The 23287-nt window shown below is 73.7% G+C and carries 23 protein-coding genes; 7 read left to right on the top strand and 16 right to left on the bottom strand.

All coding sequences use genetic code 11. The features are described 5' to 3' along the window. Positions 1 to 240: 240 nt before the first annotated feature. Positions 241 to 933 carry a metal-dependent transcriptional regulator gene (locus ACIRNI_RS07570; RefSeq protein ID WP_403549214.1) on the bottom strand — a complete coding sequence of 231 codons (693 nt, stop codon included), beginning with the start codon at positions 931 to 933 and terminating at the stop codon, positions 241 to 243. A 160-nt stretch (positions 934 to 1093) separates the two neighbouring features. Here ACIRNI_RS07570 and ACIRNI_RS07565 point away from each other — a divergent pair, with 160 nt between their 5' ends. Then, the gene (locus ACIRNI_RS07565) at positions 1094 to 1849 is read left to right on the top strand and encodes an SIS domain-containing protein (protein ID WP_403549212.1); all 756 of its coding nucleotides are present in this window, start codon (positions 1094 to 1096) and stop codon (positions 1847 to 1849) included. On the opposite strand, the gene ACIRNI_RS07560 is transcribed toward ACIRNI_RS07565, so the two are convergent. After that, on the bottom strand, positions 1846 to 3015 hold the full coding sequence (locus ACIRNI_RS07560) for an ATP-binding protein (protein WP_403549869.1): 1170 nt from the start codon (positions 3013 to 3015) through the stop codon (positions 1846 to 1848). The two genes, ACIRNI_RS07565 and ACIRNI_RS07560, sit on opposite strands and share 4 nt — an antisense overlap. Before the next feature lie 5 nt (positions 3016 to 3020). After that, the gene (locus ACIRNI_RS07555) at positions 3021 to 3680 is read right to left on the bottom strand and encodes a response regulator transcription factor (protein WP_403549210.1); all 660 of its coding nucleotides are present in this window, start codon (positions 3678 to 3680) and stop codon (positions 3021 to 3023) included. Positions 3681 to 3769: 89 nt separating this feature from the next. On the opposite strand from ACIRNI_RS07555, the gene ACIRNI_RS07550 reads away from it, so the two are divergent. Genes ACIRNI_RS07550 through ACIRNI_RS07535 form a run of 4 tightly spaced genes read left to right on the top strand, consistent with a single transcriptional unit; the run spans position 3770 to position 7234 of the window. Then, the gene (locus ACIRNI_RS07550) at positions 3770 to 4258 is read left to right on the top strand and encodes a hypothetical protein (RefSeq protein ID WP_403549208.1); all 489 of its coding nucleotides are present in this window, start codon (positions 3770 to 3772) and stop codon (positions 4256 to 4258) included. Beyond that, positions 4255 to 5316, top strand: a complete 1062-nt coding sequence (locus ACIRNI_RS07545; RefSeq protein ID WP_403549206.1) for an efflux RND transporter periplasmic adaptor subunit — start codon at positions 4255 to 4257, stop codon at positions 5314 to 5316. Before ACIRNI_RS07550 ends, ACIRNI_RS07545 begins: the two co-directional genes overlap by 4 nt. After that, a complete protein-coding gene (locus ACIRNI_RS07540) occupies positions 5313 to 5996 on the top strand; it encodes an ABC transporter ATP-binding protein (protein ID WP_403549205.1) in 684 nt (227 codons plus the stop codon). Before ACIRNI_RS07545 ends, ACIRNI_RS07540 begins: the two co-directional genes overlap by 4 nt. Further along, the gene (locus tag ACIRNI_RS07535; protein ID WP_403549203.1) at positions 5996 to 7234 is read left to right on the top strand and encodes an ABC transporter permease; all 1239 of its coding nucleotides are present in this window, start codon (positions 5996 to 5998) and stop codon (positions 7232 to 7234) included. Before ACIRNI_RS07540 ends, ACIRNI_RS07535 begins: the two co-directional genes overlap by 1 nt. Before the next feature lie 42 nt (positions 7235 to 7276). On the opposite strand, the gene ACIRNI_RS07530 is transcribed toward ACIRNI_RS07535, so the two are convergent. Continuing rightward, positions 7277 to 8608, bottom strand: a complete 1332-nt coding sequence (locus ACIRNI_RS07530; RefSeq protein WP_403549201.1) for a PAS domain-containing protein — start codon at positions 8606 to 8608, stop codon at positions 7277 to 7279. Between the two features lie 429 nt (positions 8609 to 9037). Between ACIRNI_RS07530 and ACIRNI_RS07525 the strand changes: the two genes are divergently transcribed. Continuing rightward, positions 9038 to 9376, top strand: coding sequence for a hypothetical protein (locus tag ACIRNI_RS07525; protein ID WP_403549199.1), 339 nt, complete (start codon positions 9038 to 9040; stop codon positions 9374 to 9376). An 18-nt stretch (positions 9377 to 9394) separates the two neighbouring features. On the opposite strand, the gene pdxH is transcribed toward ACIRNI_RS07525, so the two are convergent. Beyond that, the gene (gene pdxH, locus ACIRNI_RS07520) at positions 9395 to 10063 is read right to left on the bottom strand and encodes a pyridoxamine 5'-phosphate oxidase (protein ID WP_403549198.1); all 669 of its coding nucleotides are present in this window, start codon (positions 10061 to 10063) and stop codon (positions 9395 to 9397) included. Between the two features lie 240 nt (positions 10064 to 10303). Between pdxH and ACIRNI_RS07515 the strand changes: the two genes are divergently transcribed. Next, complete coding sequence (locus ACIRNI_RS07515; protein WP_403549196.1) at positions 10304 to 11404, top strand: citrate synthase 2; 1101 nt, start codon at positions 10304 to 10306, stop codon at positions 11402 to 11404. A gap of 71 nt (positions 11405 to 11475) precedes the next feature. Here ACIRNI_RS07515 and ACIRNI_RS07510 read toward each other — a convergent pair whose 3' ends face one another. The 11 genes from ACIRNI_RS07510 to ACIRNI_RS07460 form a co-directional block, all read right to left on the bottom strand. Next, positions 11476 to 11877, bottom strand: a complete 402-nt coding sequence (locus tag ACIRNI_RS07510) for a DNA-binding protein (protein WP_403549194.1) — start codon at positions 11875 to 11877, stop codon at positions 11476 to 11478. Next, complete coding sequence (locus ACIRNI_RS07505) at positions 11874 to 12131, bottom strand: hypothetical protein (protein ID WP_403549192.1); 258 nt, start codon at positions 12129 to 12131, stop codon at positions 11874 to 11876. Before ACIRNI_RS07505 ends, ACIRNI_RS07510 begins: the two co-directional genes overlap by 4 nt. Positions 12132 to 12189: 58 nt before the next feature. Continuing rightward, positions 12190 to 12804 carry a TetR/AcrR family transcriptional regulator gene (locus ACIRNI_RS07500; RefSeq protein WP_403549190.1) on the bottom strand — a complete coding sequence of 205 codons (615 nt, stop codon included), beginning with the start codon at positions 12802 to 12804 and terminating at the stop codon, positions 12190 to 12192. After that, positions 12792 to 13529 carry an enoyl-CoA hydratase family protein gene (locus ACIRNI_RS07495; RefSeq protein ID WP_403549189.1) on the bottom strand — a complete coding sequence of 246 codons (738 nt, stop codon included), beginning with the start codon at positions 13527 to 13529 and terminating at the stop codon, positions 12792 to 12794. The genes ACIRNI_RS07500 and ACIRNI_RS07495 overlap by 13 nt, the downstream gene beginning before the upstream one ends. Further along, complete coding sequence (locus tag ACIRNI_RS07490) at positions 13526 to 15106, bottom strand: 4-coumarate--CoA ligase family protein (protein ID WP_403549188.1); 1581 nt, start codon at positions 15104 to 15106, stop codon at positions 13526 to 13528. The genes ACIRNI_RS07495 and ACIRNI_RS07490 overlap by 4 nt, the downstream gene beginning before the upstream one ends. Before the next feature lie 12 nt (positions 15107 to 15118). Further along, positions 15119 to 16261 (bottom strand): acyl-CoA dehydrogenase family protein, encoded by a 1143-nt coding sequence (locus ACIRNI_RS07485; protein ID WP_403549186.1) that lies wholly within the window; start codon positions 16259 to 16261, stop codon positions 15119 to 15121. Then, the gene (locus ACIRNI_RS07480) at positions 16258 to 18150 is read right to left on the bottom strand and encodes an acetyl/propionyl/methylcrotonyl-CoA carboxylase subunit alpha (protein ID WP_403549184.1); all 1893 of its coding nucleotides are present in this window, start codon (positions 18148 to 18150) and stop codon (positions 16258 to 16260) included. The genes ACIRNI_RS07485 and ACIRNI_RS07480 overlap by 4 nt, the downstream gene beginning before the upstream one ends. Positions 18151 to 18157: 7 nt before the next feature. Continuing rightward, entirely contained in the window at positions 18158 to 19756 is a 1599-nt protein-coding gene (locus ACIRNI_RS07475; protein ID WP_403549182.1) for an acyl-CoA carboxylase subunit beta, read from the bottom strand. Next, the gene (locus tag ACIRNI_RS07470) at positions 19753 to 21429 is read right to left on the bottom strand and encodes an acyclic terpene utilization AtuA family protein (protein ID WP_403549180.1); all 1677 of its coding nucleotides are present in this window, start codon (positions 21427 to 21429) and stop codon (positions 19753 to 19755) included. Before ACIRNI_RS07470 ends, ACIRNI_RS07475 begins: the two co-directional genes overlap by 4 nt. Next, the gene (locus tag ACIRNI_RS07465) at positions 21426 to 22217 is read right to left on the bottom strand and encodes a TIGR03084 family metal-binding protein (RefSeq protein ID WP_403549178.1); all 792 of its coding nucleotides are present in this window, start codon (positions 22215 to 22217) and stop codon (positions 21426 to 21428) included. Before ACIRNI_RS07465 ends, ACIRNI_RS07470 begins: the two co-directional genes overlap by 4 nt. A 90-nt stretch (positions 22218 to 22307) precedes the next feature. Then, positions 22308 to 23258, bottom strand: a complete 951-nt coding sequence (locus ACIRNI_RS07460; RefSeq protein WP_403549176.1) for an EamA family transporter — start codon at positions 23256 to 23258, stop codon at positions 22308 to 22310. Positions 23259 to 23287 lie beyond the last annotated feature (29 nt).

The raw sequence follows: 23287 nt of genomic DNA, 5'->3' as shown, positions 1-23287 counted from the left end.
GCAAGGCCCCGGCGCCGAAAGGCGCCGGGGCTTTCCGTATGCCCAGGCCCATGCCACCGGGGCACGCGGTGTACCCGCGCGCCCCGGACGCCGGTGCGGCGCATCCCGTGCTCCCTCCCCGGGCCCGCGGCCCCGGCTCGCACCTCAGGTCATATGCCTGGGCCCAGCGTGGCACGCGGAAGGGCGCGTGCGCTGCCATTCCGGAAGTAACCGGAGGTAAGGGGTGCTGCCCCCTGCCGCCTACCGCTTGGCGACGAAGACGTGGGAGGCGACGTCCGCGCCGAGCTCGGCGGCCTCGCCGCCGCTGCCGACCAGGACTCCGCCGGGGGACTCCGTCACGCTGACCACCGAGCCGGGCTGCACGCCCGCGCGGCGCAGCGTGTACATGAGCTGGGCGTCCGTCTGGATCGGCTCGCCGATCCGGCGGACCACCACGGTCTTGCCCTCCGTGCCCGCGTCGAGCTCGGCCAGCGACACCATGCCCTCGTCGAGGAAGGCCTCCGCGCCGGCCTCCTCGCCCAGCTCCTCCAGGCCCGGGATCGGGTTGCCGTACGGCGACTCCGTGGGGTGCCGCAGCAGCTCCAGGACGCGGCGCTCGACGGCCTCGCTCATCACGTGCTCCCAGCGGCACGCCTCCGCGTGGACCTGCTCCCACTCCAGGCCGATCACGTCGACGAGCAGGCACTCGGCGAGCCGGTGCTTGCGCATCACGCGGGTGGCCAGCCGGCGGCCCTCCTCGGTGAGCTCCAGGTGGCGGTCACCGGCCACGGTGACCAGGCCGTCGCGCTCCATGCGGGCGACCGTCTGGCTGACGGTCGGGCCGCTCTGGTCGAGCCGCTCGGCGATGCGGGCGCGCATGGGCACCACACCTTCCTCCTCCAGCTCGAGGATGGTGCGGAGATACATCTCCGTGGTGTCGATCAGTCCGGACATACATGCCCCTCGATTCGTGCGCTGGCCCTTCCTCAATTCTGACGCATCGCACTGACAACCGTCTTCGGCAGGCGGGGAGCCGGTATTGACAGACCAATGGTCCAGACCGCAACGTGAGCGCGGGACGACCGAGCGCCACGAGGAGAAGGAGCTCCGAGCCATGGGCGAGAGCAAGCTGGCCGGCCGGTACTTCGACGCCGCGATCGGTCTGCTGCAACGGGTGCGGGACGAGGAGGCGGAGAACGTCGCCGCCGCCGGCGCCGCCATCGCCGACACCGTCGCCGCGGGGGGCCGCCTCTTCGCCTTCGGCGCCGGCCACTCCTCGCTCGCCGCCCAGGACGTGGTCTACCGCGCCGGTGGGCTCGCGCTGGTGAACCTGCTCGCCGTGCCGGGCGTCGTCGGCGTCGACGTCATGCCCGCCACGCTCGGCTCCGCGCTGGAGCGCGTGGACGGCCTGGCGGGCGCGGTCCTCGACTCCTCACCGGCCCGCGCCGGTGACCTGCTGATCGTCGTCTCGCTCTCCGGCCGCAACGCCCTCCCCGTCGAGATGGCGATGAACGCGCGGGCGCTGGGCCTGAAGGTCGTCGGCGTGACCTCGGCGGCGTACGCGGAGGAGACGAAGTCCCGGCACGCGTCGGGCACCTTCCTGAAGGACCACTGCGACATCGTGCTGGACTCCAAGATCGCGGTGGGCGACGCGGAGCTCACGCACGAGGGCGTGGAGGCACCCTTCGCCCCGGCGTCCACGGTGGTCACCAGCGCGCTGATGCAGGCGATGATGGCGGCGGCGACCGAGGCCCTGGTGGCCCGCGGCATCGAGCCGCCGCTGCTCCGGTCCGGCAACGTCGACGGCGGGCACGAGTGGAACGGCCGCGTGATGGGCGAGTACGCGGACCGGATCTTCTTCCGGCACTAGGGCTTTTCGAAACGGATCCGGACCGTCAGGCCGCCCGACGGGGGCGGGTTCGGGGTGGCCGTCGCCGTCGCTCCGTGGGCGTGCGCGATCGACTCGACGATCGAGAGGCCCAGCCCCGCGCCCTCGCCCCCGGAATGGTGGAAGGGTTCGAAGAGGAGCGGGACCGCGTCCGGCGCCACCTCGGGGCCCGTGTTGGAGACCTCGACGCCCGACGGGCCCGTCCGGAGGCGGACGCGGCCGCCCGGCCGGTTGTGGCGGACGGCGTTCGCGACCAGGTTGTGCACCAGGCGGTCCAGCAGGACCGCGTCCCCCGCGACCGTGAGCGGCCACGCCGCGGTCTCGACGGTCACCCCGCGCCGCGCCGCCTCGGCCGCCAGCGCCTCCGCCGCCGTGCGGGCGACCTCGTCGACGCGTACCGGCTCGCGGCGCTCCAGGCCCTGGTCGGAGGCGGCCAGCAGCAGCAGCCCGTCGATGATCCGCTCGCTGTCCTCGGCGACGGCGAGCAGCTTCGTACGGATGCGGGCCACCCGCTCCGGGTCCGGCTGCCCCGCCAGGCCGATCTCCGCCGCGGCCCGTTGCACCGCCACCGGCGTACGCAGCTCGTGCGCCGCGTTGGCCGCGAACCGCTGCTGGGCGGAGACCAGCCGCTCCATCCGCTCCATCATCCCGTCGAACGTGTCCGCGAGCCGCTTCAGCTCCCCCGGCGGCCCGGTCAGGCCGATCCTCTCGTGGAGGTTCTCGCCGGACAGCCGCCGCGCCGTCTCGGTGATCACCGCGACCGGCCGCAGCACCCTGCCCGCCACCCACCACGCCAGCGCCACCGACGCCATCGCGTACATGCCGAGGGCCGTCAGCGACACGGTGAGCAGCCGGCCCAGCGCGGCCTCCTCTGCGGCGTCGCTGAGTTCCCGGGTGACCCTGTACGCGCGGACGGCCGCGTCCGGGGGCACCGGCCCGGGGCTGGCCGGTACCGCCGAACTGCTCGGCTGCGGCCACGGCACCGCGGCGTCGAACGACCGGCCCGGTACGGCCGTCGTCACGGCCGTGCTGATCGACGAGTACAGCCCCTGGCGTACGAGCAGGTACACCACGCCCGTGAGCAGCACCCCCGCCACCACGAGCAGCCCGCCGTACAGGGCCGTCAGCCGGCCGCGCTCGCTCGTCACGAGCTTCACGAGGCGATCCGGTAGCCCGCGCCCGGCACCGTCTCCACCACCGGCGGCTCGCCCAGCTTGGCGCGCAGCTTGCTCAGGGTGACCCGTACGGCGTTGGTGCGGTAGCTGGTGTGCTCCTCCCACACCTGCTCGATCAGGTCCTCGCCGCTGACCACCGCCCCGTCCGCGCGCAGCAGCGCCTCCAGGACGGCGAACTCCTTGCGGGACAGGTGCAGCGGCCGGCCGTCCCGGTCGGCGTGGCGGCGGGCCGTGTCCAGGACGATCCCGGCCCGTTCGATGACGGGCGGCAGCGCGGGGCGGGCCCGGCGGCCGAGGGCCAGGACGCGTGCGAGGAGCTCGTCGTACGCGAACGGCTTGGTCAGGTAGTCGTCGGCGCCGAGGCCCAGGCCGTCCACCCGGTCCCGTACGGTCCCGGACGCCGTCAGCATGAGGATGCGCGTCAGGAGCCCCTGCCGCACCACCCGGCGGCACACCTCGTCGCCGTGGACGCCGGGCAGGTCCCGGTCCAGGACCATCACGTCGTACGCCCCGAAGAGCAGCTTGCGCAGCGCCTCGGCGCCGTCCGCCGCGACGTCGACGGCGAGCGCGTCACGGCGCAGCCCCTCGGCGATCATCTCCGCGAGGAACTCCTCGTCCTCCACCACCAGTACGCGCATGGGTCCCTGTGTAGCCCAGGGGCACCTTTCGTCGGTGTAAAGGCGGCGCTGAGAGAAACGAAACACCGGTCGGCGCCACGCTCCCGGTCATGAGAATCCGACAGATCCGCCACTGCACCGCTCTCGCCGCCCTGGCCGTCCTGGCCGCCGCGTGCTCCGGCACCGGCGCCGAAGCCCCCAAGAGCGACGACGTCAGCGGCGAGGGCAAGAAGGCCGACCAGGCCCTGGAGTACCGGAAGTGCCTGCGCGACCAGGGCCTCGACGTACCCGAGCCGAAGCCCGGCCAGGATCCGCGCTCCATCGCCATCGGCGGCGACCTGAGCCAGGAGCAGATGGAGAAGGCGTTCAAGGCGTGCCGGGGCAAGGGCGGCGGCGGGACGGGGAGCTCCGGGGAGCTCACCCAGGCCGACAAGGACAAGGCGCTGGCGTTCGCCCGCTGCATGCGGGAGAACGGCGTCAACACGCCCGACCCGAAGTTCGACGGGGCGGCGCAGCAGGCGATGCCCATGCCGACGGCCGGACCGGAGAAGGAGACGTTCGACAAGGCGATGAAGGTGTGCGGGGGCGAGGCCCGGTGACCCGCCGCCGCCTCGCCGTCGCGATCGGCGCCCTGGTGGTGCTCGCGGGCAGCGGCGCCGCCGTCACCGCCTACCGCGCGCCGGAGCGGGAGTCCGCGCCGGAGAAGACGGCCACCGCCACCGCCGCAGTCGAGCGGGGCGACCTCAGCGAGAGCAGCCGGCGGACCGGCACCCTCGGCTACGCCAAGGAGCGCCGTATCAACGCGGGCCCCCTCTCCGGGACCCTCACCTGGATCGCGGGCGCCGGCTCGACCGTCGCGCGCGACGAGCGGCTGTACGAGGTCGACGGCACGCCCGTACGCCTGCTGTACGGCACCGGACCGATGTACCGGACGCTGAAGCCGGGCGACGAGGGGCGGGACGTCGAGGAGCTGGAGGAGAACCTCCGCGACCTCGGGTACGGCTCCGGGCTCGCGGTCGACGAGAAGTACACCGACGGCACGGCCGAGGCCGTCAAGCGGTGGCAGAAGTCCCACGGCCTGAAGCGCACCGGGCACATCGGCCCGGACCAGGTGGCGTTCGCGTCCGGCGCGGTGCGGGTGAAGGAGGCGGGCGCGGCGGTCGGCGAGCCGGTCGGGCCGGGCAAACCCGTCCTGACGGTCACCGGCGCCGAACGCACCGTACGGTTCCAGCTCCCCGTCGCCGACGGCTCGCTCGCGAAGACCGGGACCAGGGTCACGGTCGAGCTGCCGGACGGCACGGTCGTACCGGGCAAGGTCACGGGGGTCGGGAAGACGGCGAAGGCGGGCGAGGACGCCCAGGACAAGACGCCGAAGATCGACATCACGGTGTCGTTCGACGATCCGGACAAGGTCAAGGCTCTCGACCAGTCGCCGGTCACCGTCAACCTCACCGGCGAGACCCGCAAAGGCGTCCTGTCCGTGCCCGTCAACGCGCTGCTGGCCCTCCCCGGAGGCGGTTTCGGCGTCGAGGTCGTCGACGGCGAAGGCCGCAGCCGGGACGTGAAGGTCGAGCTCGGCATGTTCGCCGACGGCCGCGTGGAGGTCAGCGGCGGCGGGCTGCGCGAGGGCATGAAGGTCGGGGTGCCGTCCCTGTGAGCACGGTCGTACGGCTCTGCGGGGTCACCAAGGAGTACGCGGGCGGCGTCACGGCGCTGGCCGGCGTGGACCTCACCGTCGGGCAGGGCGAGCTCGTCGGGATCGTCGGCCCGTCCGGGTCCGGCAAGTCGACGCTGCTGCACATCGTCGGCACCCTCGACCGGCCGACTGCGGGGAGCGTGGAGATCGCAGGGCACGACGTGGCGGCCCTGTCCGACCGGCGCCTGTCGGCGCTGCGCGCCCGGCACATCGGCTTCGTGTTCCAGGCGTTCCACCTGGTGCCGGGGGTGAGCGCCCAGGACAACGTCGCCGAGGGGCTCCTCTACTCCGGCCTGCCGCGCGCCCGGCGCCGGGCGCTGGCCGCCGAGGCGCTCGCCCGCGTGGGGCTCGCCGACCGGCTGAAGCACCGGCCGCACGAGCTGTCCGGCGGGCAGAAGCAGCGCGTCGCCATCGCGCGGGCGGTCGTCGGGCAGCCGGACCTGCTGCTGGCCGACGAACCGACCGGGGCGCTGGACTCGGCGTCCGGGGAGGCCGTCATGGAGCTGCTGCGCGGCCTGAACGCGGAGGGCGCCACGATCGCCGTCATCACGCACGACACGGAGATGGCGGACCGGCTGCCGCGCCGGGTGCGGATCCGGGACGGCCGGATCGTCGCGGACGTACGGGAGGTGGCGGTCTGATGTCCTCCCGTACGCGTACGGAACCGACGGCGGCGCGGCCGAAGACGGCACGGCTGAAGGCGGCGCGGCTCGGGCCGCGCGACGTCCTGCACGTGGGGTCGGCAGGGCTGCGCAGCCGGCCCGTGCGGATCGTGCTGTCCGCGCTCGGCATCGCCATCGGGATCGCGACGATGATCGCCGTGGTGGGGATCTCGGCGTCCAGCAAGGCGCAGTTGATGCGCCAGCTGGACGCACTGGGTACGAACATGCTGGTGGCGACGCCCGGCGAGTCGATGTTCGCCGGGCAGGAGGTCAAGCTGCCGAAGGACGCGCCCGGGATGGTCGGCCGCATCGACGGCGTCGAACACGTCGGCGCGACGGGCGATGTGGCGCGGTCGGTGCGCCGCTCCGAGAAGATCCCGGAGGAGGAGACGGGCGGCATCGCGGTCAAGGCCGCCACGGAGGAGCTGCTGGAGGTCCTGCGCGGCGAGGTGGCGCGCGGCACCTGGCTGAACGGCGCCAACGGCCGCTATCCGGCGGTGGTGCTGGGCCATGTCGCCGCCGAACGGCTCGGCGTCACCGAGCCGGGCCGGCAGGTGTGGCTCGGCGACCGGTACTTCACGGTCGTCGGCGTCCTCGCCCCGCTGCCGCTCGCGCCGGAGATCGAACGCTCGGCTCTGGTGGGCTGGGCGGCCGCGGAGGAGCTGCTCGGCTTCGACGGGCACCCGACGTCGGTGTACGAGCGGTCCACGGACGCGTCGGTACGGGACGTCCGTGCGGTGCTCGCGGCGACCGTGGACCCCCGCAGCCCGCAGAACGTGCGGGTGACCGACCCCTCGTCGGCGCTGCGGGCCAAGGCGGCGACGGAGGGCGCGTTCTCCACGCTGCTGCTGGGGCTCGGCGGCATCGCCCTGCTCGTGGGCGGGGTCGGGGTGGCCAACACCATGATCATCTCGGTCCTCGAGCGCCGCCACGAGATCGGCCTGCGCCGCTCGCTGGGCGCGACGCGGGGCCAGATCCGGGTGCAGTTCGTCACCGAGTCGCTGATGCTGTCGGGCCTCGGCGGCGTCGCGGGCGTGGCCCTCGGCGCGGCGGCGACGGGCGCGTACGCCGCCTCCGGCGGCCTGCCGTGGGTCGTCCCGCCGTGGGCGGTGGGCGGCGGCTTCGCCGCGACCCTGGCGATCGGCACGGTGGCGGGCCTGTACCCGGCGGTGCGGGCGGCCCGGCTGTCACCGACGCTGGCGCTGCACGCGGGGTAGCGCCCGGGCCTGCGGGGCGGGGGCCCGGCGGTTCGGGACGCCTCAGCCGTCCAGTACCGACGCCAGGTCCACCGACCCCGCCACCCGGACCGCCACGCTCTCCGCGTACGCCGCGTCCGGGCGCTCGAAGGCGGGTCTGGCCGCGCAGCGGAGGAAGGTCACCACGCCCAGGGTGCGGCCCCGGCTGCGCAGGACCACGCAGAGGGCGTGGGCCGCGTCCCGGGGCCACTGGCGTTCCGCGGCCCAGGTCTCGGACGTGGCGCTGGCCCGTACCGAACCGGCGCGGTCCACCGCCTGGAGGGCCGGGTGGCCGGGGCCGTACCGCACGGGGATGCCCCCGCCCGCCACGCGAGCGACGGGGCCGGGCGCGCCGGAGGGCGACGCCGCCGCGCGGATGAGGCGCTCGCCCCGAGCCGGGTCGAGCCGGTCGAGCAGATCCAGCACGACGTGGTCGGCGAATCCGGCGAGCGCGAAGTCCAGGTACACGGCCGCCGCCTGCATCGGGTCCTCGCACTCCGCCGCCGCCGCGCCCGCGCGGTGCAGCTGGCTGGAGCGGAACCGCAGCCGGTCGGCCTCCTGTTCCGCGAGCTTCGCCTCGGTCACGTCCTGGAACAGCCAGCCGACGCCCAGCGGCACCGGCTCCTCCGCGAGCGGGGACGCCAGCCGCAGGAAGCCGCTGCGCCAGCACCGCCGCCGCTCGCCCTCCGCCGTCCGCACGGTCACCCACAGCTCGGCGAGCTCCCGGGGCGCGCCCTGCGCCAGGACGTGCTGGAGCGCGCCCTCCAGCTCCTCCACACCCTGCACGACCAGCTCGCCGAGCGGCCGTCCCAGCACCGCCGTACGCCCGGAGCCCAGCGCCCGGGCGGCGTGCGCGTTGACGACGGCGGGGCGCAGGTCGACGTCTACGAGCACCACGCCCCAGGCGGCGTCCTCGAACAGCGCCTCGCTGAGCGCGATGGACCGCTCCAGGTCGATCTGCGCGTGCACCTCGCTGAACGCGCAGTACACCCCCGCCGGGCGGCCGTCCGCGCCGCGCACGCCCGCCGACTGCGTCCGTACGAGGACCCGGCCGCCGTCCTTGCGCAGCAGCGGGAACTCGTGCACCTGCCGCCCGGGCGCCCCCATGACCGCGGCCAGCCGCTCCCGCACCTCCTCGGCGTCCTCGGCCCGCGCGGCCCACCCGCCGAGCCCGGGCCGCCCGACGGCCTCCTCGGCGGTCCAGCCGAGGATCCGCTCGGCCTCGCGGTTCCAGTGGGTGACCACCCCGTCGGCGTCGAACGCACAGAGCGCCGCGTCCATCCCGTCCAGCAGCGCGGCGAGCAGCTCGTCCGATCCGCGCTCACCGGTCGCCGTCTCGCTCTTGGACGCAGTCATCCCGGCACCCCCTGCAGGACGTGTCCCAACCTGTTCTCCTGTACTCACCTGCGGTCATTGAACTGGAAGGTGACCCAGGACACAGCCCGTTCGCGAAAATGCGTTGTGCGGCCGCCGGACCCGTTCTTAATGTGTGGGCACACAGGAAAGGAGGTGATCCGGAAGTGGTTTCTTTTCGGATGCGTGAGGTGACTGCGGGCTGAGGCCTGTTGTCGCACTCTGTGCAAAGGCGGCAGGCCTCCTGCCGTAATCCCAAGCAGTCACCGGCCCGCGGGCTCGTCGGCACATCCGGCCGACCCCTCCGTCCAGGAGGGACCAGAGCCCGCGGGCTTCTGCGTACCCGGGGCTCTGTTTCTGAGTACGAGCCGCACACGAGATGAGTACGCGGCACGGTACGGGCGGCCGGACGCGGGCGGCAGCATGGCAGCCATGACGACCACCACCTCCGAGACGACCGCCACCGACGATCCCTTCGCCCCGTCCACGAGCGCCCTGCGCATCTTCGCCGGGTTCGGGATCCTGCTCCTCGCCGGCGCCTTCGTCGCGACCCTCGTCATCGGCATCAACCAGGCCTACACCGGCGATGGCGCCAACGGCCCCCTCTTCGGAGCGGCGCTGTGGTCGATCGGGCTGTCCGGGCTCGTGGGGCTGGTGGCGCTGTGCGCGCCGCGGGACGTGATGGACTACGCCGCCCGGCGCGGGGCGGTGTTCATCCAGTACGCGCTGGCTTTCGGCGGGCCGGCGCTGGCCGCGATCGACTTCGCGTGACCGGGTGAGGGGATCCCCTCAGGGCGAGAGGCGCTCCACGCGCCAGGAGGCGTCCTGCCGGACGTACCGCAGCCGGTCGTGCAGCCGGTTCTCGTGGCCCTGCCAGAACTCGACCGTCTCCGGGGCGACCCGGAAGCCGCCCCAGTGCGGCGGCACCGGCACCTGCTCGCCCTCCGGGTAGCGCGCCGCGAGCTCCTCGAAGCGGGCCAGCAGCTCGGCCCGCGAGGCGATCACGGACGACTGCTCGCTCGCCCAGGCGCCCAGCTGGGAGCCGTGCGGACGGGTGCGGAAGTACGCGGCGGTCTCGTCGCGGCCCACGCGGGACGCCACGCCCGTGACGATGACCTGGCGGGCGACCGGGTGCCAGGGGAAGAGCAGCGAGAGGTGCGGGTTGGTGTCGAGCTCCATGCCCTTGCGGGAGCCGTAGTTGGTGAAGAAGACGAAGCCGCGTTCGTCGTAGTGCTTGAGCAGCACCGTGCGCGACGAGGGGCGCCCGTCGGGCGAGGCCGTCGAGACGATCATGGCGTTCGGCTCGTGGATCACACCGCTGCCGGCCACTTCCTTGAACCAGCGGTCGAACTGGTCCATCGGCTCGGCCGCGAGGTCCGCCTCCAGGAACACGGCGGTGCGGTACTGCTCGCGCATGTCGGCGGGATCGAGAGCTGCTGGATCGAGAGCGTCTGTCACGGGCCCCATCCTGCCGCAGCAACCCAGCCTTCCCGGCACCGAGTGTCGGTAATCCTTCCTGCCCGGTTCGGCGGAGTGTGCCGGATGTCACGCTTCCCCGCATCGGGGGAACCCGACAGACTCATGGGCTGGGTCACTGTTCCCTCCCTACGACGGTGCTGGATGACCACCTGCCGTATGGGGTATCACCGCACCCCCCGGAACTCTCACCGGAAGACTCACCTCACGAGGAGCCGCCTGATGTCCGACTTCGTACCCGGACTCGAAGGAGTCGTCGCGTTCGAGACGGAGATCGCCGAACCGGACAAGGAAGGCGGTGCGCTGCGGTACCGCGGCGTCGACATCGAGGACCTCGTCGGTCACGTCTCCTTCGGGAACGTGTGGGGCCTGCTGGTCGACGGGGCGTTCAACCCCGGCCTGCCGCCGGCCGAGCCGTTCCCGATCCCGGTGCACTCGGGCGACATCCGTGTCGACGTGCAGTCGGCGCTGGCCATGCTGGCCCCGGTGTGGGGCCTGAAGCCGCTGCTCGACATCGACGAGGAGCAGGCCCGCGACGACCTCGCCCGCGCGGCCGTCATGGCACTGTCGTACGTCGCCCAGAGCGCGCGCGGGCAGGGCCTGCCGATGGTGCCGCAGAGCGAGATCGACAAGGCCCAGTCCGTCGTCGAGCGGTTCATGATCCGCTGGCGCGGCGAGCCGGACCCGAAGCACGTCAAGGCCGTCGACGCGTACTGGACGTCCGCCGCCGAGCACGGCATGAACGCCTCCACCTTCACGGCCCGCGTCATCGCCTCCACGGGCGCCGACGTGGCCGCGGCCCTCTCGGGCGCCGTCGGCGCCATGTCGGGCCCGCTGCACGGCGGGGCGCCCTCCCGCGTCCTCGGCATGATCGAGGAGATCGAGCGCACCGGTGACGCCGGCGCGTACGTCCGCCAGGCCCTCGACAAGGGCGAGCGCCTCATGGGCTTCGGCCACCGCGTCTACCGCGCCGAGGACCCGCGCGCCCGCGTGCTGCGCCGCACCGCCAAGGAGCTCGGCGCGCCGCGCTTCGAGGTGGCGGAGGCGCTGGAGAAGGCCGCCCTGGAGGAGCTGCACAACCGCCGCCCGGACCGGGTCCTGGCAACGAACGTCGAGTTCTGGGCGGCGATCGTGCTGGACTTCGCGGAGGTCCCGGCGCACATGTTCACGTCGATGTTCACCTGCGCCCGCACGGCCGGCTGGAGCGCCCACATCCTGGAGCAGAAGCGCACCGGCCGCCTGGTCCGCCCCTCCGCCCGCTACGTGGGCCCGGGCTCGCGCAGCCCGCGCGAGATCGCCGGTTTCGAGGACATCGCCGACTGACGCCGGTACCGATACGGCGACGGCGCCGGCCCCCGCGCGGGGGTCGGCGCCGTTCGCGTACGTATGCGGGCTCAGAGGCTGAGGAGCCGGACACGGTCACCGCAGAGGCGGGACATGTCGTCGATGTCGGACGTCAGCATGGCGACCGGCCGGGGCTGGCGCAGCGCCATCTCGGCGACCGTGGCGTCGATGGCGTACTTGTGGCCATGCAGGCCGGTGTCCTTGAGCAGCCGGGCGGCGGCCCTGGCGGACTGCTCGGTGACGGGCTCGACCTTGCAGCGGGACAGCAGCCACTGGAGGCGCGGGAGGTTCACACCGTCGTACATCACCTCGACGATGGTGTTGGCGCAGACCACAAGCCTGGCACCCACGTCGTAGAAGACCTGGATCTTCGTCGCGACTTTCCGGTCCCGGGCGATCCAGGCCGACAGGCCCTCCGAGTCCAGGACGACGGAACTAACGTGGTCGCTCAAGCCGCCCTCGCCGAGTGGTGTCCGGCGTCGGCATCGAGCGCCCCGAAGATCTCCGCGCGTGCCTCAGCGAGTTCCTCCTCGGTGAAGGCGCCGTACTCTTCCTGATAGAGCCGCAGCTCCTCACCCAGCAGGTCGTGCCGCACCCGTTCGGCCACGGCCTCCGCCACGAAACCGGACACGTTGTCCGTCGACTTCTTCAGTATCTCCACCAGAGCACTGGGGAGCGTCACGGTGATGCGTGTGGTCTCAGCCATGCGACAAGCCTACCGAAGGCGCGCATACCGCGATATGCACGATCGGGTGAACTTCCTGTCAGCCCAGCACCTCGTCCAGCAGCGCCCCCCACTGCGCCACCACCCGGTCCCGCCGGGCCCGGTCGTCCGTGAGCAGGTTGGCGAGGCCGAGGCCGCGGGCCATGTCCAGGAGGCCCTGGACCGTCTCGCGGACGCCCGGGCGGGACTCGTCGGCGGCGAGGAGTTCGACCGCGATGCGGTGGGTCTCGCGGCCGACCTTCGCCTCCAGTTCGGTGACCCGGGGGCGCAGCTGCTCCTCGTTGGAAGCGGCCACCCACAGGTGCAGGGCCGCCCGGAACAGGGGGCCCGTGTAGAGGTCCACGAGGGCCGCGACGACCGCCGCGCGGCCCTGGACGGGCAGGGCGCGCAGGGCGTGGGAGCGCTCCTCGGCGACGTACTCGACGGCCGCCGTGAAGAGGTCCTCGCGGGTCGGGAAGTGGTGCTGGGCGGCGCCGCGCGAGACGCCGGCGCGTTCGGCGACGACGGAGACGGTCGAGCCGGCCCAGCCGTGTTCGGCCAGGCAGGCCACGGCCGCCTCCAGGAGCCGCTGCCGGGTGGCCCGGCTGCGGTCCTGCTTCGGCGCCTTGGCGGCGTTCGGCGTCTTGGTCGTGGCGGTGGTGGTCACAACACCCATGCAGCGTCCCGTCGCTCCAGGAAGGCCGTCATCCCCTCGCGGGCCTCCGCCGAGGCGAAGAGCGAGGCCGAGCGCTGTACGAGATCCTCCGCATCGCGCTCGAAGGTTTCCAGCACCCTAGCCGTGACCAGCCGCTTGCTCTCCGCCAGCCCCTGCGGTGAGCCCCGCCGCAGCCCGTCCAGGACGGGGGCGAGCGCGGCGTCCACGTCGTCCCCGACGACGGTGACGAGGCCGATGCGGGCCGCCTCCGCCGCGTCGAACCGCTCCCCGGTCAGGTAGTACCGGCTCGCGGCCGCCGGGTCGAGGCGCGGCAGCAGCGTCAGCGAAATGACGGCCGGCGCCACCCCGAGGCGGGCCTCCGTGAGCGCGAAGTCGGCCTCCGCCGCGGCCGCCACGATGTCGCAGGCCCCCACCAGGCCGAGGCCCCCGGCCCGTACGTGCCCGGTCACGCGTGCCACCACCGGCTTGGGCAGCTCCACGATCGCCCGCAGCAGCGCCACGAAGGTGTACGGGCTGGGCGGCGCCTTCAGGTCCGCGCCCGCGCTGAACGTCGGCCCCGCGTGCGTGAGCACCACCGCCCGTACCGCGGGGTCCTTGCCGCAGGCCTCCAGCGCCTCCGCCAGCTCGCCGACGACCCGCGCGGAGAGCGCGTTGCGGTTGTCCGGCGAGTCCAGCGTCAGGGTGGTGATGCCGCGCTCGTGCGCGGTGGTGACGAGACTGGTCATGTGCCTTCTCGCTCCCTCGGTTCCCTCAGTTCGCGCCGGAGGATCTTCCCCGAGGCCGCCCTCGGCACGCCGTCGACGAATGCGACCCGCCGGATCTTCTTGTACGGGGCCACCTTCCCGGCCACGAAGGCGATGATGTCGTCGGCCGTCGGTTCGGTGGCGCCGGGCTGCCGTACGACGTACGCCTTCGGCACCTCGTTGCCGTCCTCGTCGTACACGCCGATCACCGCCGCGTCCGCGATGGACTCGTGCGTCAGCAGCAGCGCCTCCAGTTCGGCCGGGGCGACCTGGAAGCCCTTGTACTTGATCAGCTCCTTGACGCGGTCGACGACGTACAACCAGCCGTCGGCGTCGACGCGCCCCACGTCGCCGGTGTGCAGCCACCCCTCCGCGTCGATCATCGCGGCCGTCGCGTCCGGACGGCCCAGATAGCCCTTCATCACCTGCGGCCCCCGGATCCAGATCTCGCCCTCCTCCCCCGCGCCCAGGTCCTTGCCGGGGTCGTCGAGGGACACGATCCGCATCTCGGTGCTCGGCAGCAGCTTGCCGACGGCTCCCGGCGGGGTGTCGGGGGCCGTCAGCGGCACCACGTGCGTGGCGGGCGACAGTTCCGTCATGCCGTACGCCTGCCGTACGGGCGGCAGCCCGAGCCGCGCCGCGCAGGCCCGGGCGAGGTGCGCGTCGAGCGGGGCGGCGGCGCTGAGGACGTACTCCAGCGACGACAGGTCGTACCGCTCGACCGCCGGGTGCTTGGCGAGCGCGAGGACGACCGGCGGGGCCACGTACAGGCCGTTGACGCGGTGCTTCTCGATCGTGCCGAGGAACTGGTCCAGTTCGAAGCGCGGCAGCACGACCACGGTGGCGCCGTGCCGCAGCGGCGCGTTCATCAGCGCCGTGAGGCCGTAGATGTGGAAGAACGGCAGGATGGCGAGGATCCGGTGGCCGGGTCCCACCGGCACCAGCGGGTCCAGCTGCGCCAGGTTGGTGGCGATCGAGCGGTGGGTGAGCATGACGCCCTTGGGCACGCCCGTCGTCCCCGAGGAGTACGGCAGGACGGCCACGTCCTCGTCCGGGTCGATCGCGACGGACGGTTCCGGCGCCGTCGAGCCCAGCATGTCCAGGACGGAACGGTGCCCGTCCGCCTGGTCGCAGACGAAGATCTCGCGGACGTCCGTTCCGCGCGCGGCGCGCCGGGCCGTCTCCAGGAGCGGTGAGACGGTGACCATCCAGCGGGCGGCGGAGTCCCGCAGCTGCCGGGCGGCCTCGTCGGCCGTCGCCAGCGGGTGGAGGGTGGTGACGGACGCGCCGGCGCGCGTCGCCGCGTAGAAGACGGCCGGGTAGACGACGGTGTTCGGGCTGTGCAGCGCCAGCACGTCGCCCTTGCGGACGCCCGCCTCCGCGAGGGCGGCGGCGATCCGGCGGTGGTACGTGTCGAGCTGGGCGTACGTGACGGACAGGTCGCCCGTGCCGTCGACGAGGGCGACGGTGTCGCCGTACGAGGGGGCGTCGCCCAGCACGGCGTCGTGGATGGGCAGAGACAGGGGTGGGACGTCCGCGTACTCGCTGTGGAACACCATGAACGGCTCCTGTCAGTACGACTTGGGCAGTCCGAGCGATTGGTGGGACACGTAGTTCAGAATCATTTCCCGGCTGACGGGGGCTATCCGTGCCACGCGCGAGGCGGTGATGAGCGAGGCGAGGCCGAACTCGCGGGTGAGGCCGTTTCCGCCGAGGGTGTGGACGGACTGGTCGACGGCCCGCACGCACGCCTCGGCGGCGGCGTACTTGGCCATGTTGGCGGCCTCGCCCGCGCCGACGTCGTCCCCCGCGTCGTACAGGTCGGCCGCCCGCTGCATCATCAGGCGGGCCAGCTCCAGTTCGATGTGGACCTGGGCGAGGGGGTGGGCGATGGCCTGGTGGGCCCCGATGGGGGCCTTCCACACCTGGCGCTCCTTCGCGTACGCGACCGCCCGCGCGACCGCGTAGCGGCCCATGCCGACGGCGAAGGCGGCGGTCATGATGCGCTCGGGGTTGAGCCCGGCGAAGAGCTGGAGCAGGCCCGCATCCTCGTCACCGATGAGCGCGTCCGCCGGCAGCCGTACGTCGTCCAGCGTCAGCTCGAACTGCTTCTCGTGGGCGTGCAGTTCCATGTCGATGGGGCGGCGGCCGAAGCCGGGCGCGTCGCGCGGGACGACGAACAGGCACGGCTTGAGCTTCCCCGTGCGGGCGTCCTCCGTACGGCCCACGATCAGCGTCGCGTCGGCGATGTCGACACCCGAGATGAACACCTTGCGGCCGGTGAGCACCCAGTCGTCGCCGTCGCGGCGCGCGGTGGTGGTGATGCGGTGCGAGTTGGAGCCCGCGTCGGGCTCCGTGATGCCGAACGCCATGGTGCGGCTGCCGTCGGCGAGCCCCGGCAGCCAGCGCCGCTTCTGCTCGTCCGTGCCGAAGCGGGCGATGACCGTGCCGCAGATCGCCGGGGACACCACCATCATCAGCAGCGGGCAGCCCGCCGCGCCCAGCTCCTCCAGGACGATGGACAGCTCGGCCATGCCGCCGCCCCCGCCGCCGTACTCCTCGGGGAGGTTCACGCCGAGGTAGCCGAGCTTGCCGGCCTCGGCCCACAGGGCGTCGCGGGACTCGGGGTCGTGGGTGCGTCCGTGGCGCCGGCCGAGGGCGGCGACGGCGGTGCGCAGGGCGTGGTGCTCCGCGTTCTCGGTGACTCCGGTCATGCCTGTTCCTCCTGTACGTCCTGTACGACGGCGAGCAGGGCACCGACCTCGACCTGGCGGCCGGGGACGGCGTGGAGCGCGGTGAGCGTGCCGGAGGCGGGAGCGGTGATGCGGTGCTCCATCTTCATGGCCTCCAGCCAGACGAGCGGCTGCCCCGCCTCGACCCGGGCCCCGGGCTCGACGTCGGCGACCCGGACGACGGTGCCGGGCAGGGGCGCGAGCAGCGAGCCGGGCGCGGTGCGCTCGGCGGGGTCGGTGAAGCGGGGGTGGGCGGTCAGCCGGTACGGCCCCGCGTACACGGTGCCGTCGCCGTACGCGGCGACCTCGAAGTGCCGGACGACGCCGTCGACTTCGAGGCTCACGCGCTCGGGCGACACGGCCACCACGCGCGTGTGCGGGTGGGACTCGACGGTGAACCCGCCGTCGCGGGTGGGGCGGTAGCGGATCTCGTGGTCGCCGTACCGGGCGCTCTGTGGCTGTGACGGTACGTTGCGGAAGGCGCCGAACCGGCTCCCCGTGCGCACGGCGTCCGCGAGGGCGGCGGCCACGGCCCCGTCGGCCTCGCCCGGTGCGGGCGTGGTCAGTTCGGGCAGGTTCCGCTCGTAGAACCCGGTGTCGAGCCGCCCCGCCACGAAGTCCGGGTGCCGCAGCGACCGTACGAGCAGGTCCCGGTTGGTGACCGGCCCGTGCACCCGGGCGCGTGCCAGGGCGTGGGCCAGCTTGCGGACGGCTTCCTCGCGGGTGGGCGCGTGGGCGATCACCTTGGCGAGCATGGCGTCGTAGTGCGTGCCGACCGTGTCCCCGGCGGCGTACCCGGCGTCCACGCGGAGCCGGTCGCCCTCCGGGAGGTCCAGCGCGTGCACCACGCCCGTCTGCGGGGCCCAGTCCCGGGCCGGGTCCTCCGCGTACAGGCGGGCCTCCACGGCGTGGCCCGAGGGGGCGGGCGGCTCGGGCGGGAGCGCGGCGCCCTCCGCGACGGCGAGCTGGAGGGCGACGAGGTCCAGGCCGAAGACGGCTTCCGTGACGGGGTGTTCGACCTGGAGGCGGGTGTTCATCTCCAGGAAGTACGCCCGGTCTCCGGAGACCAGGAACTCGACCGTGCCCGCGCCCACATACCCGACCGCCCGCGCCGCCGCCACCGCCGAGGTGTGCAGCGTCGCGCGCAGCTCCGGGCCCAGTCCCGGCGCCGGGGCCTCCTCGACGACCTTCTGGTGCCGCCGCTGGAGCGAGCAGTCGCGGGTGCCGAGCGCCCACACGGTGCCGTGGGTGTCGGCGAGGACCTGGACCTCGACGTGGCGGCCCCGTTCGACGTACGGCTCCGCGAACACCTCGCCGTCGCCGAACGCCGAGCGGGCCTCGGCGGTGGCCGCCGCCAGCTCGCCGGGGAGCGCGGCCAGGTCCCGGACGACCCGCATGCCCCGGCCGCCGCCGCCCGCCGCCGCCTTGAGGAGCAGGGGGAGGTCCGCGTCGGTGGCGGTCGCCGGGTCGACGGCGTGCAGCAGCGGGACGCCCGCCGCCGCCATCAGCTCCTTCGCCCGCGTCTTGGACGCCATGGTCTCGATCGCCTTGGGCGGCGGGCCCACCCACGTGAGTCCGGCGTCCAGCACGGCCCGCGCGAAGTCGGCGTTCTCGGACAGGAAGCCGTACCCGGGGTGGACGGCGTCCGCGCCCGCCGCGAGGGCGGCCTTCACGATCAGGTCGCCGCGCAGATAGGTGTCGGCGGGTGCCGCTCCCGGCAGCCGTACGGCCGTGTCGGCCTCCCGTACGTGCAGGGCGGACGCGTCCGGGTCCGCGTACACCGCCACCGTGCCGACGCCGAGGGAGCGGCAGGTGCGGAAGACGCGGCAGGCGATCTCCGCGCGGTTGGCGACGAGAAGAGAGGAGATCATCAGGGCCTCACATCCGGAAGACGCCGAAGCCGCCGCGCGCGCCTTCGACCGGGGCGGTGTGGATCGCCGACAGGCACAGGCCGAGGACGGTGCGCGTGTCGCGCGGGTCGATGACCCCGTCGTCGTACAGCCGCCCCGACAGGAACATCGGCAGCGACTCCGCCTCGATCTGCTGCTCCACCATGGCGCGCAGCGCCGCGTCGCCCTCGTCGTCGTACGGCTGCCCCTTGGCGGCCGCCGACGCGCGGGCGACGATCGACAGGACGCCGGCGAGCTGCTGCGGGCCCATGACGGCGGACTTGGCGCTGGGCCAGGCGAAGAGGAACCGGGGGTCGTAGGCGCGGCCGCACATGCCGTAGTGGCCGGCGCCGTACGAGGCGCCCATGAGGACGGACAGGTGCGGGACCTTCGAATTGCTGACCGCGTTGATCATCATCGCGCCGTGCTTGATGATGCCGCCCTGCTCGTACTCCTTGCCGACCATGTAGCCGGTGGTGTTGTGCAGGAAGAGGAGCGGGATGTCCCGCTGGTTGGCCAGCTGGATGAACTGGGCCGCCTTCTGGGACTCGGCGGAGAACAGCACGCCCTGGGCGTTGGCGAGGATGCCCACCGGATAGCCGTGCAGCCGCGCCCATCCCGTGGTGAGCGAGGGCCCGTACAGCGGCTTGAACTCGTCGAAGTCGGAGCCGTCGACGATCCGGGCGATGACCTCGCACGGGTCGAAGGGGGTCTTCAGGTCCCCGGGCACGATGCCAAGGAGCTCTTCCGGGTCGTACTTCGGCGGCTCGGCCGGGCCCGGATCGGGGTGCGCCTTGCGGTGGTTGAGGCGGGCGACGATCCGGCGGGCCTGGCGGAGGGCGTCCGGCTCGTCGACGGCGTAGTGGTCGGCGAGGCCCGACACGCGCGCGTGCATCTCCGCGCCGCCGAGGGACTCGTCGTCGCTCTCCTCGCCGGTGGCCATCTTCACGAGCGGCGGGCCGCCGAGGAAGACCTTCGACCGCTCCTTGATCATGACGGTGTGGTCGGACATGCCGGGCACGTAGGCGCCGCCCGCCGTCGAGTTGCCGAAGACGACGGCGACGGTCGGGATCCCGGCGGCGGACAGGCGGGTGATGTCCCGGAAGAGCGCCCCGCCCGGGATGAAGATCTCCTTCTGGGAGGGCAGGTCGGCGCCGCCGGACTCCACGAGCGCGATGCACGGCAGCCGGTTGGCGTACGCGATCTCGTTGGCGCGCAGGGCCTTCTTCAGCGTCCAGGGGTTGGACGCGCCACCTCGTACGGTCGGGTCGTTGGCGGTGATCAGGCACTCGACGCCCTCGACGACGCCGATGCCGGTGACGATCGACGCGCCGACGGCGTAGTCGCTGCCCCAGGCGGCGAGCGGCGACAGCTCCAGGAACGGCGCCCCGGGGTCGAGGAGCAGCTCGATGCGCTCGCGGGCGAGGAGCTTGCCCCGCGCGCGGTGGCGTGCGACGTACTTGGGACCGCCGCCCGCCAGCGCCTTGGCGTGCTCGGCGTCGAGCTCGGCCAGCTTGGCGAGCATGGCCTCGCGGTGCGCGGCGTAGTCGGGCCCGGCGGTGTCCAGGCGCGAGGGGAGCACGGTCACAGCAGGGCCTCCGGGATGTCGACGTGGCGGGCGCGCAGCCATTCGCCGAGGCCCTTGGCCTGGGGGTCGAAGCGGGCCTGGGCGGCGACGCCCTCGCCGAGCAGGCCCGTCACGACGAAGTTCAGCGCGCGCAGATTCGGCAGGACGTGCCGTACGACGTCCAGGGGCGCGGCTTCCGGGAGGAGCTCGCGCAGCCGGTCGGCGCTGAGGGTGTGGGCGAGCCAGCGCCAGGCCGCGTCCGTGGTCACCCACACCCCGACGTTGGCGTCACCGCCCTTGTCGCCGCTGCGGGCCCCGGCGACCAGCCCGAGCGGGGCGCGCCGTACGGGGCCGGGCGGCAGCGGTTCGGGGAGCGGGGGTTCCGGTACGGCGGCCAGGCTCCGCGTCCGTACGGGCGCCGGGATCGTGACGCGCTCGCCGTCGGGCAGCACGGCGGTGTGCGTGACCGTGCCCGCGTCGACGTACGCGGCCTCGAAGACGCCGTACGGGGTGCCCTTCCCGGGCGGGGCCGTCACGTGGAAACCGGGGTAGCTGCCGAGCGCGAGCTCGATCGCCGCGCCGCTCACCGCCCGCCCCACCACCTCGGGGTCGGTGTCGCGGACGACGAGCCGCAGCAGGGCGCTGGCCGTCTCCTCGGTGGCGGCGTCCTCCCGGTCGGTGCGGGCGAGCTCCCAGCGCACCTCGGCCGGTTTCACGGGGAGCGCGTCCTCGACCTGCGCCCGCACCAGCCGGGCCTTGGCCTCGATGTCGAGGCCCGTGAGCACGAACACGACCTCGTTGCGCCAGCCGCCGAGCCGGTTCACGCCGACCTTCAGCGTCGGGGGCGGCGGCTCGCCCCGTACGCCGGAGATCCGGACCCGGTCCGGCCCGTCCGGGGCGAGGCGCACGGTGTCCAGCCGGGCCGTCGTGTCGGGGCCCGCGTACCGGGCCCCCGCCGTCTCGTAGAGCAGTTGGGCGGTGACCGTTCCGACGTCCACGAAGCCGCCCGTACGGTCGTGTTTCGTGATGACGCAGGACCCGTCCTCGTACAGCTCGGCCAGCGGGAAGCCGGGCCTGCGCACGTCGTGTCCGTCGAAGAAGGCGTAGTTGCCGCCCGTCGCCTGCGTCCCGCACTCCAGGACGTGCCCGGCGACGACCGCGCCCGCGAGCCGGTCGTACTCCTCGGGGCCCCAGCCGAACCACCAGGCGGCGGGCCCGCAGACGAGCGCCGCGTCCGTGACCCGGCCGGTGACCACCACGTCCGCGCCACCGCGCAGGCAGGCCGCGATGCCGCCGCCGCCGAGGTACGCGTGCGCCGCGAGGACGCCGTCGCGCGGCGCGGGCAGCCGGTCGCCCTCCACGTGCGCGACGCGCACCTCCGGCAGGCCCAGCCGGGCGGCGAGCGCGCGCAGTTCCTCCGCGAGCGACGCCGGGTTGAGGCCGCCGGCGTTGGTCACGATCTTCACGCCGCGTTCGTGGGCGAGGCCGAGGCCCTCCTCCATCTGCCGCAGGAAGGTCTTGGCGTACCCGAGCACCGGGTCCTTCATCCGGTCGCGGGCGAGGAGGAGCATGGTCAGCTCGGCAAGGTAGTCGCCGGTGAGGACGTCGAGCTCACCGCCGGTGAGCATCTCGCGTACGGCGTCGAAGCGGTCGCCGTAGAAACCGGAGGCGTTCCCGATCCGCAGCACGCTCACTGGGTGCCCGCCTGCGGGCCGCGGCCGGGTCCTGCCGGGCCCGCGAAGGCCTGCGCGATGTCGAGCCACCGGTCGGCCTCGGCGCCCTCGGCCCGTACGGCCACGTCGTCGCGGTGGGCCCGCTGGGTGACCAGCAGGCAGAAGTCCAGGGCGGGCCCGGACACATGCTGAACGGCGTCCTTCGGCCCGTACGTCCACAGCTCGGTGCCGTCCGGCGCGGTGAGCTCCACCCGGAAGGGCTCGGCGGGCGGCGTCAGCCCGCGTACGGCGTAGGCGTAGTCCCGGGCGCGTACGCCGATCCAGGCGACGTGCCGCAGGCGCGCGGTCGGTTCCCGTACGGCTCCGAGGGCGTCGGCGACGTCCTGGCCGTGCGCCCAGGTCTCCATCAGGCGGGCGGTTGCCATGGACCCGGCGCTCATGGGCGGCCCGTACCAGGGGAAGCGGGCGCCGGGGGGCGCGGTGCGCAGCGCGTGCTGGAGGCGCTCGCGCCCCTCCCGCCAGCGGGCGAGCAGCTCGTACGGGGGCCCGGCCGCCCCCTCCTCCGCCCCCTCGTCGACGAAGGTGTCGGGCGCCTTGAGCGCCTTTTCGACATGCGCCGCGAACGCCTCCGGGTCGGTGGCGGCGAGCAGGGCCGCGGCGTCGGTCCACGCGAGGTGCGCGATCTGGTGGGCGACGGTCCAGCGGGGCGCGGGGGTGGGCGTGGCCCACCGGTCCGGTTCCAGCTGCGCGAGCAGCCGGTCGAGCTCCTCGCTCTCGTCGCGTAGATCGTCCAGCAAGGCGTGGGACACGGTGCGCTCCCTCCGGGACACGGGCACGGAAAACGCGGTGCGTGCCCCGGAGCATGGCAGCGCCCGGAGAAACAAGCAAGCGTGCTTGCTTTACTTTTTACGGGCGCCCCGGCGGGCCTGCGACCGCACGGCCCCCATGCTCGCCGCGACGACCAGCGCGATCGCCAGCGCGTCGGTGAGGGACATGGCCTGGCTCAGCACCAGGAACCCGGCGGTCGCGGCGATCGCCGGCTCCAGGCTCATCAGGATCGCGAACGTCGGCGCGGGCAGGCGGCGCAGCGCCAGCAGTTCGAGGGTGTACGGCAGGACGGACGACATCAGCGCGACCGCGAGGCCCAGGCCGATGGTCGACGGCACGAGGAGCTTGCTCCCGGCCTCGGCGATGCCGAGCGGCAGCGTCAGCACCGCACCCACGGCCATCGCCAGTGCCAGCCCGTCGGCCTGCGGGAAGCGCCGTCCGGTACGCGCGCTGAAGAGGATGTACGCGGCCCACATGGCCCCCGCCGCCAGCGCGAACGCCGCGCCCAGCGGGTCCAGCCGGTCGAATCCGCCACCGCTCAGCAGCACCACTCCGGCCAGCGCGAGCCCGGCCCAGACGACGCTGACCAGCCTCCGCGAGGCGACCACCGACAGCACGAGCGGCCCGAGCACCTCCAGGGTGACGGCGGCGCCCAGCGGGATGCGGTCGATGGACAGGTAGAAGAGGACGTTCATCGCGGCCATGGCGGCGCCGAAGGCGACGACCGTGCCCCAGTCGGCGCGCCGGTACCCGCGCAGCCGGGGCCGGCAGACCAGGAGCAGGACGACGGCGGACAGCAGCAGCCGCAGCGTGACGACCCCGATGGCCCCGGCACGCGGCATGAGCAGCACGGCGACGGCGGCCCCGAACTGCACGGACAGCCCGCCCGCGACCACCAGCGCGACCGGCCCGAGCGCGGCGCGCCTCCCGGGGGCCCGGTCGGGGTGCGCGGCGGAGACCTCGGGCAGCGCGACGGCGGAGGCGTCGGCGACCGCCGCGTCCGGGCGTGCGGTGTCGTTCACCGGGGGAACCTCGACTTCTTTCTCTTCGA

The sequence above is a fragment of the Streptomyces sp. NPDC093546 genome, assembly GCF_044765045.1.
Classification (GTDB): domain Bacteria; phylum Actinomycetota; class Actinomycetes; order Streptomycetales; family Streptomycetaceae; genus Streptomyces.
Note: the sequence above shows the minus strand (reverse complement) of the source record. Positions and strands in the feature narration are given on the sequence as shown.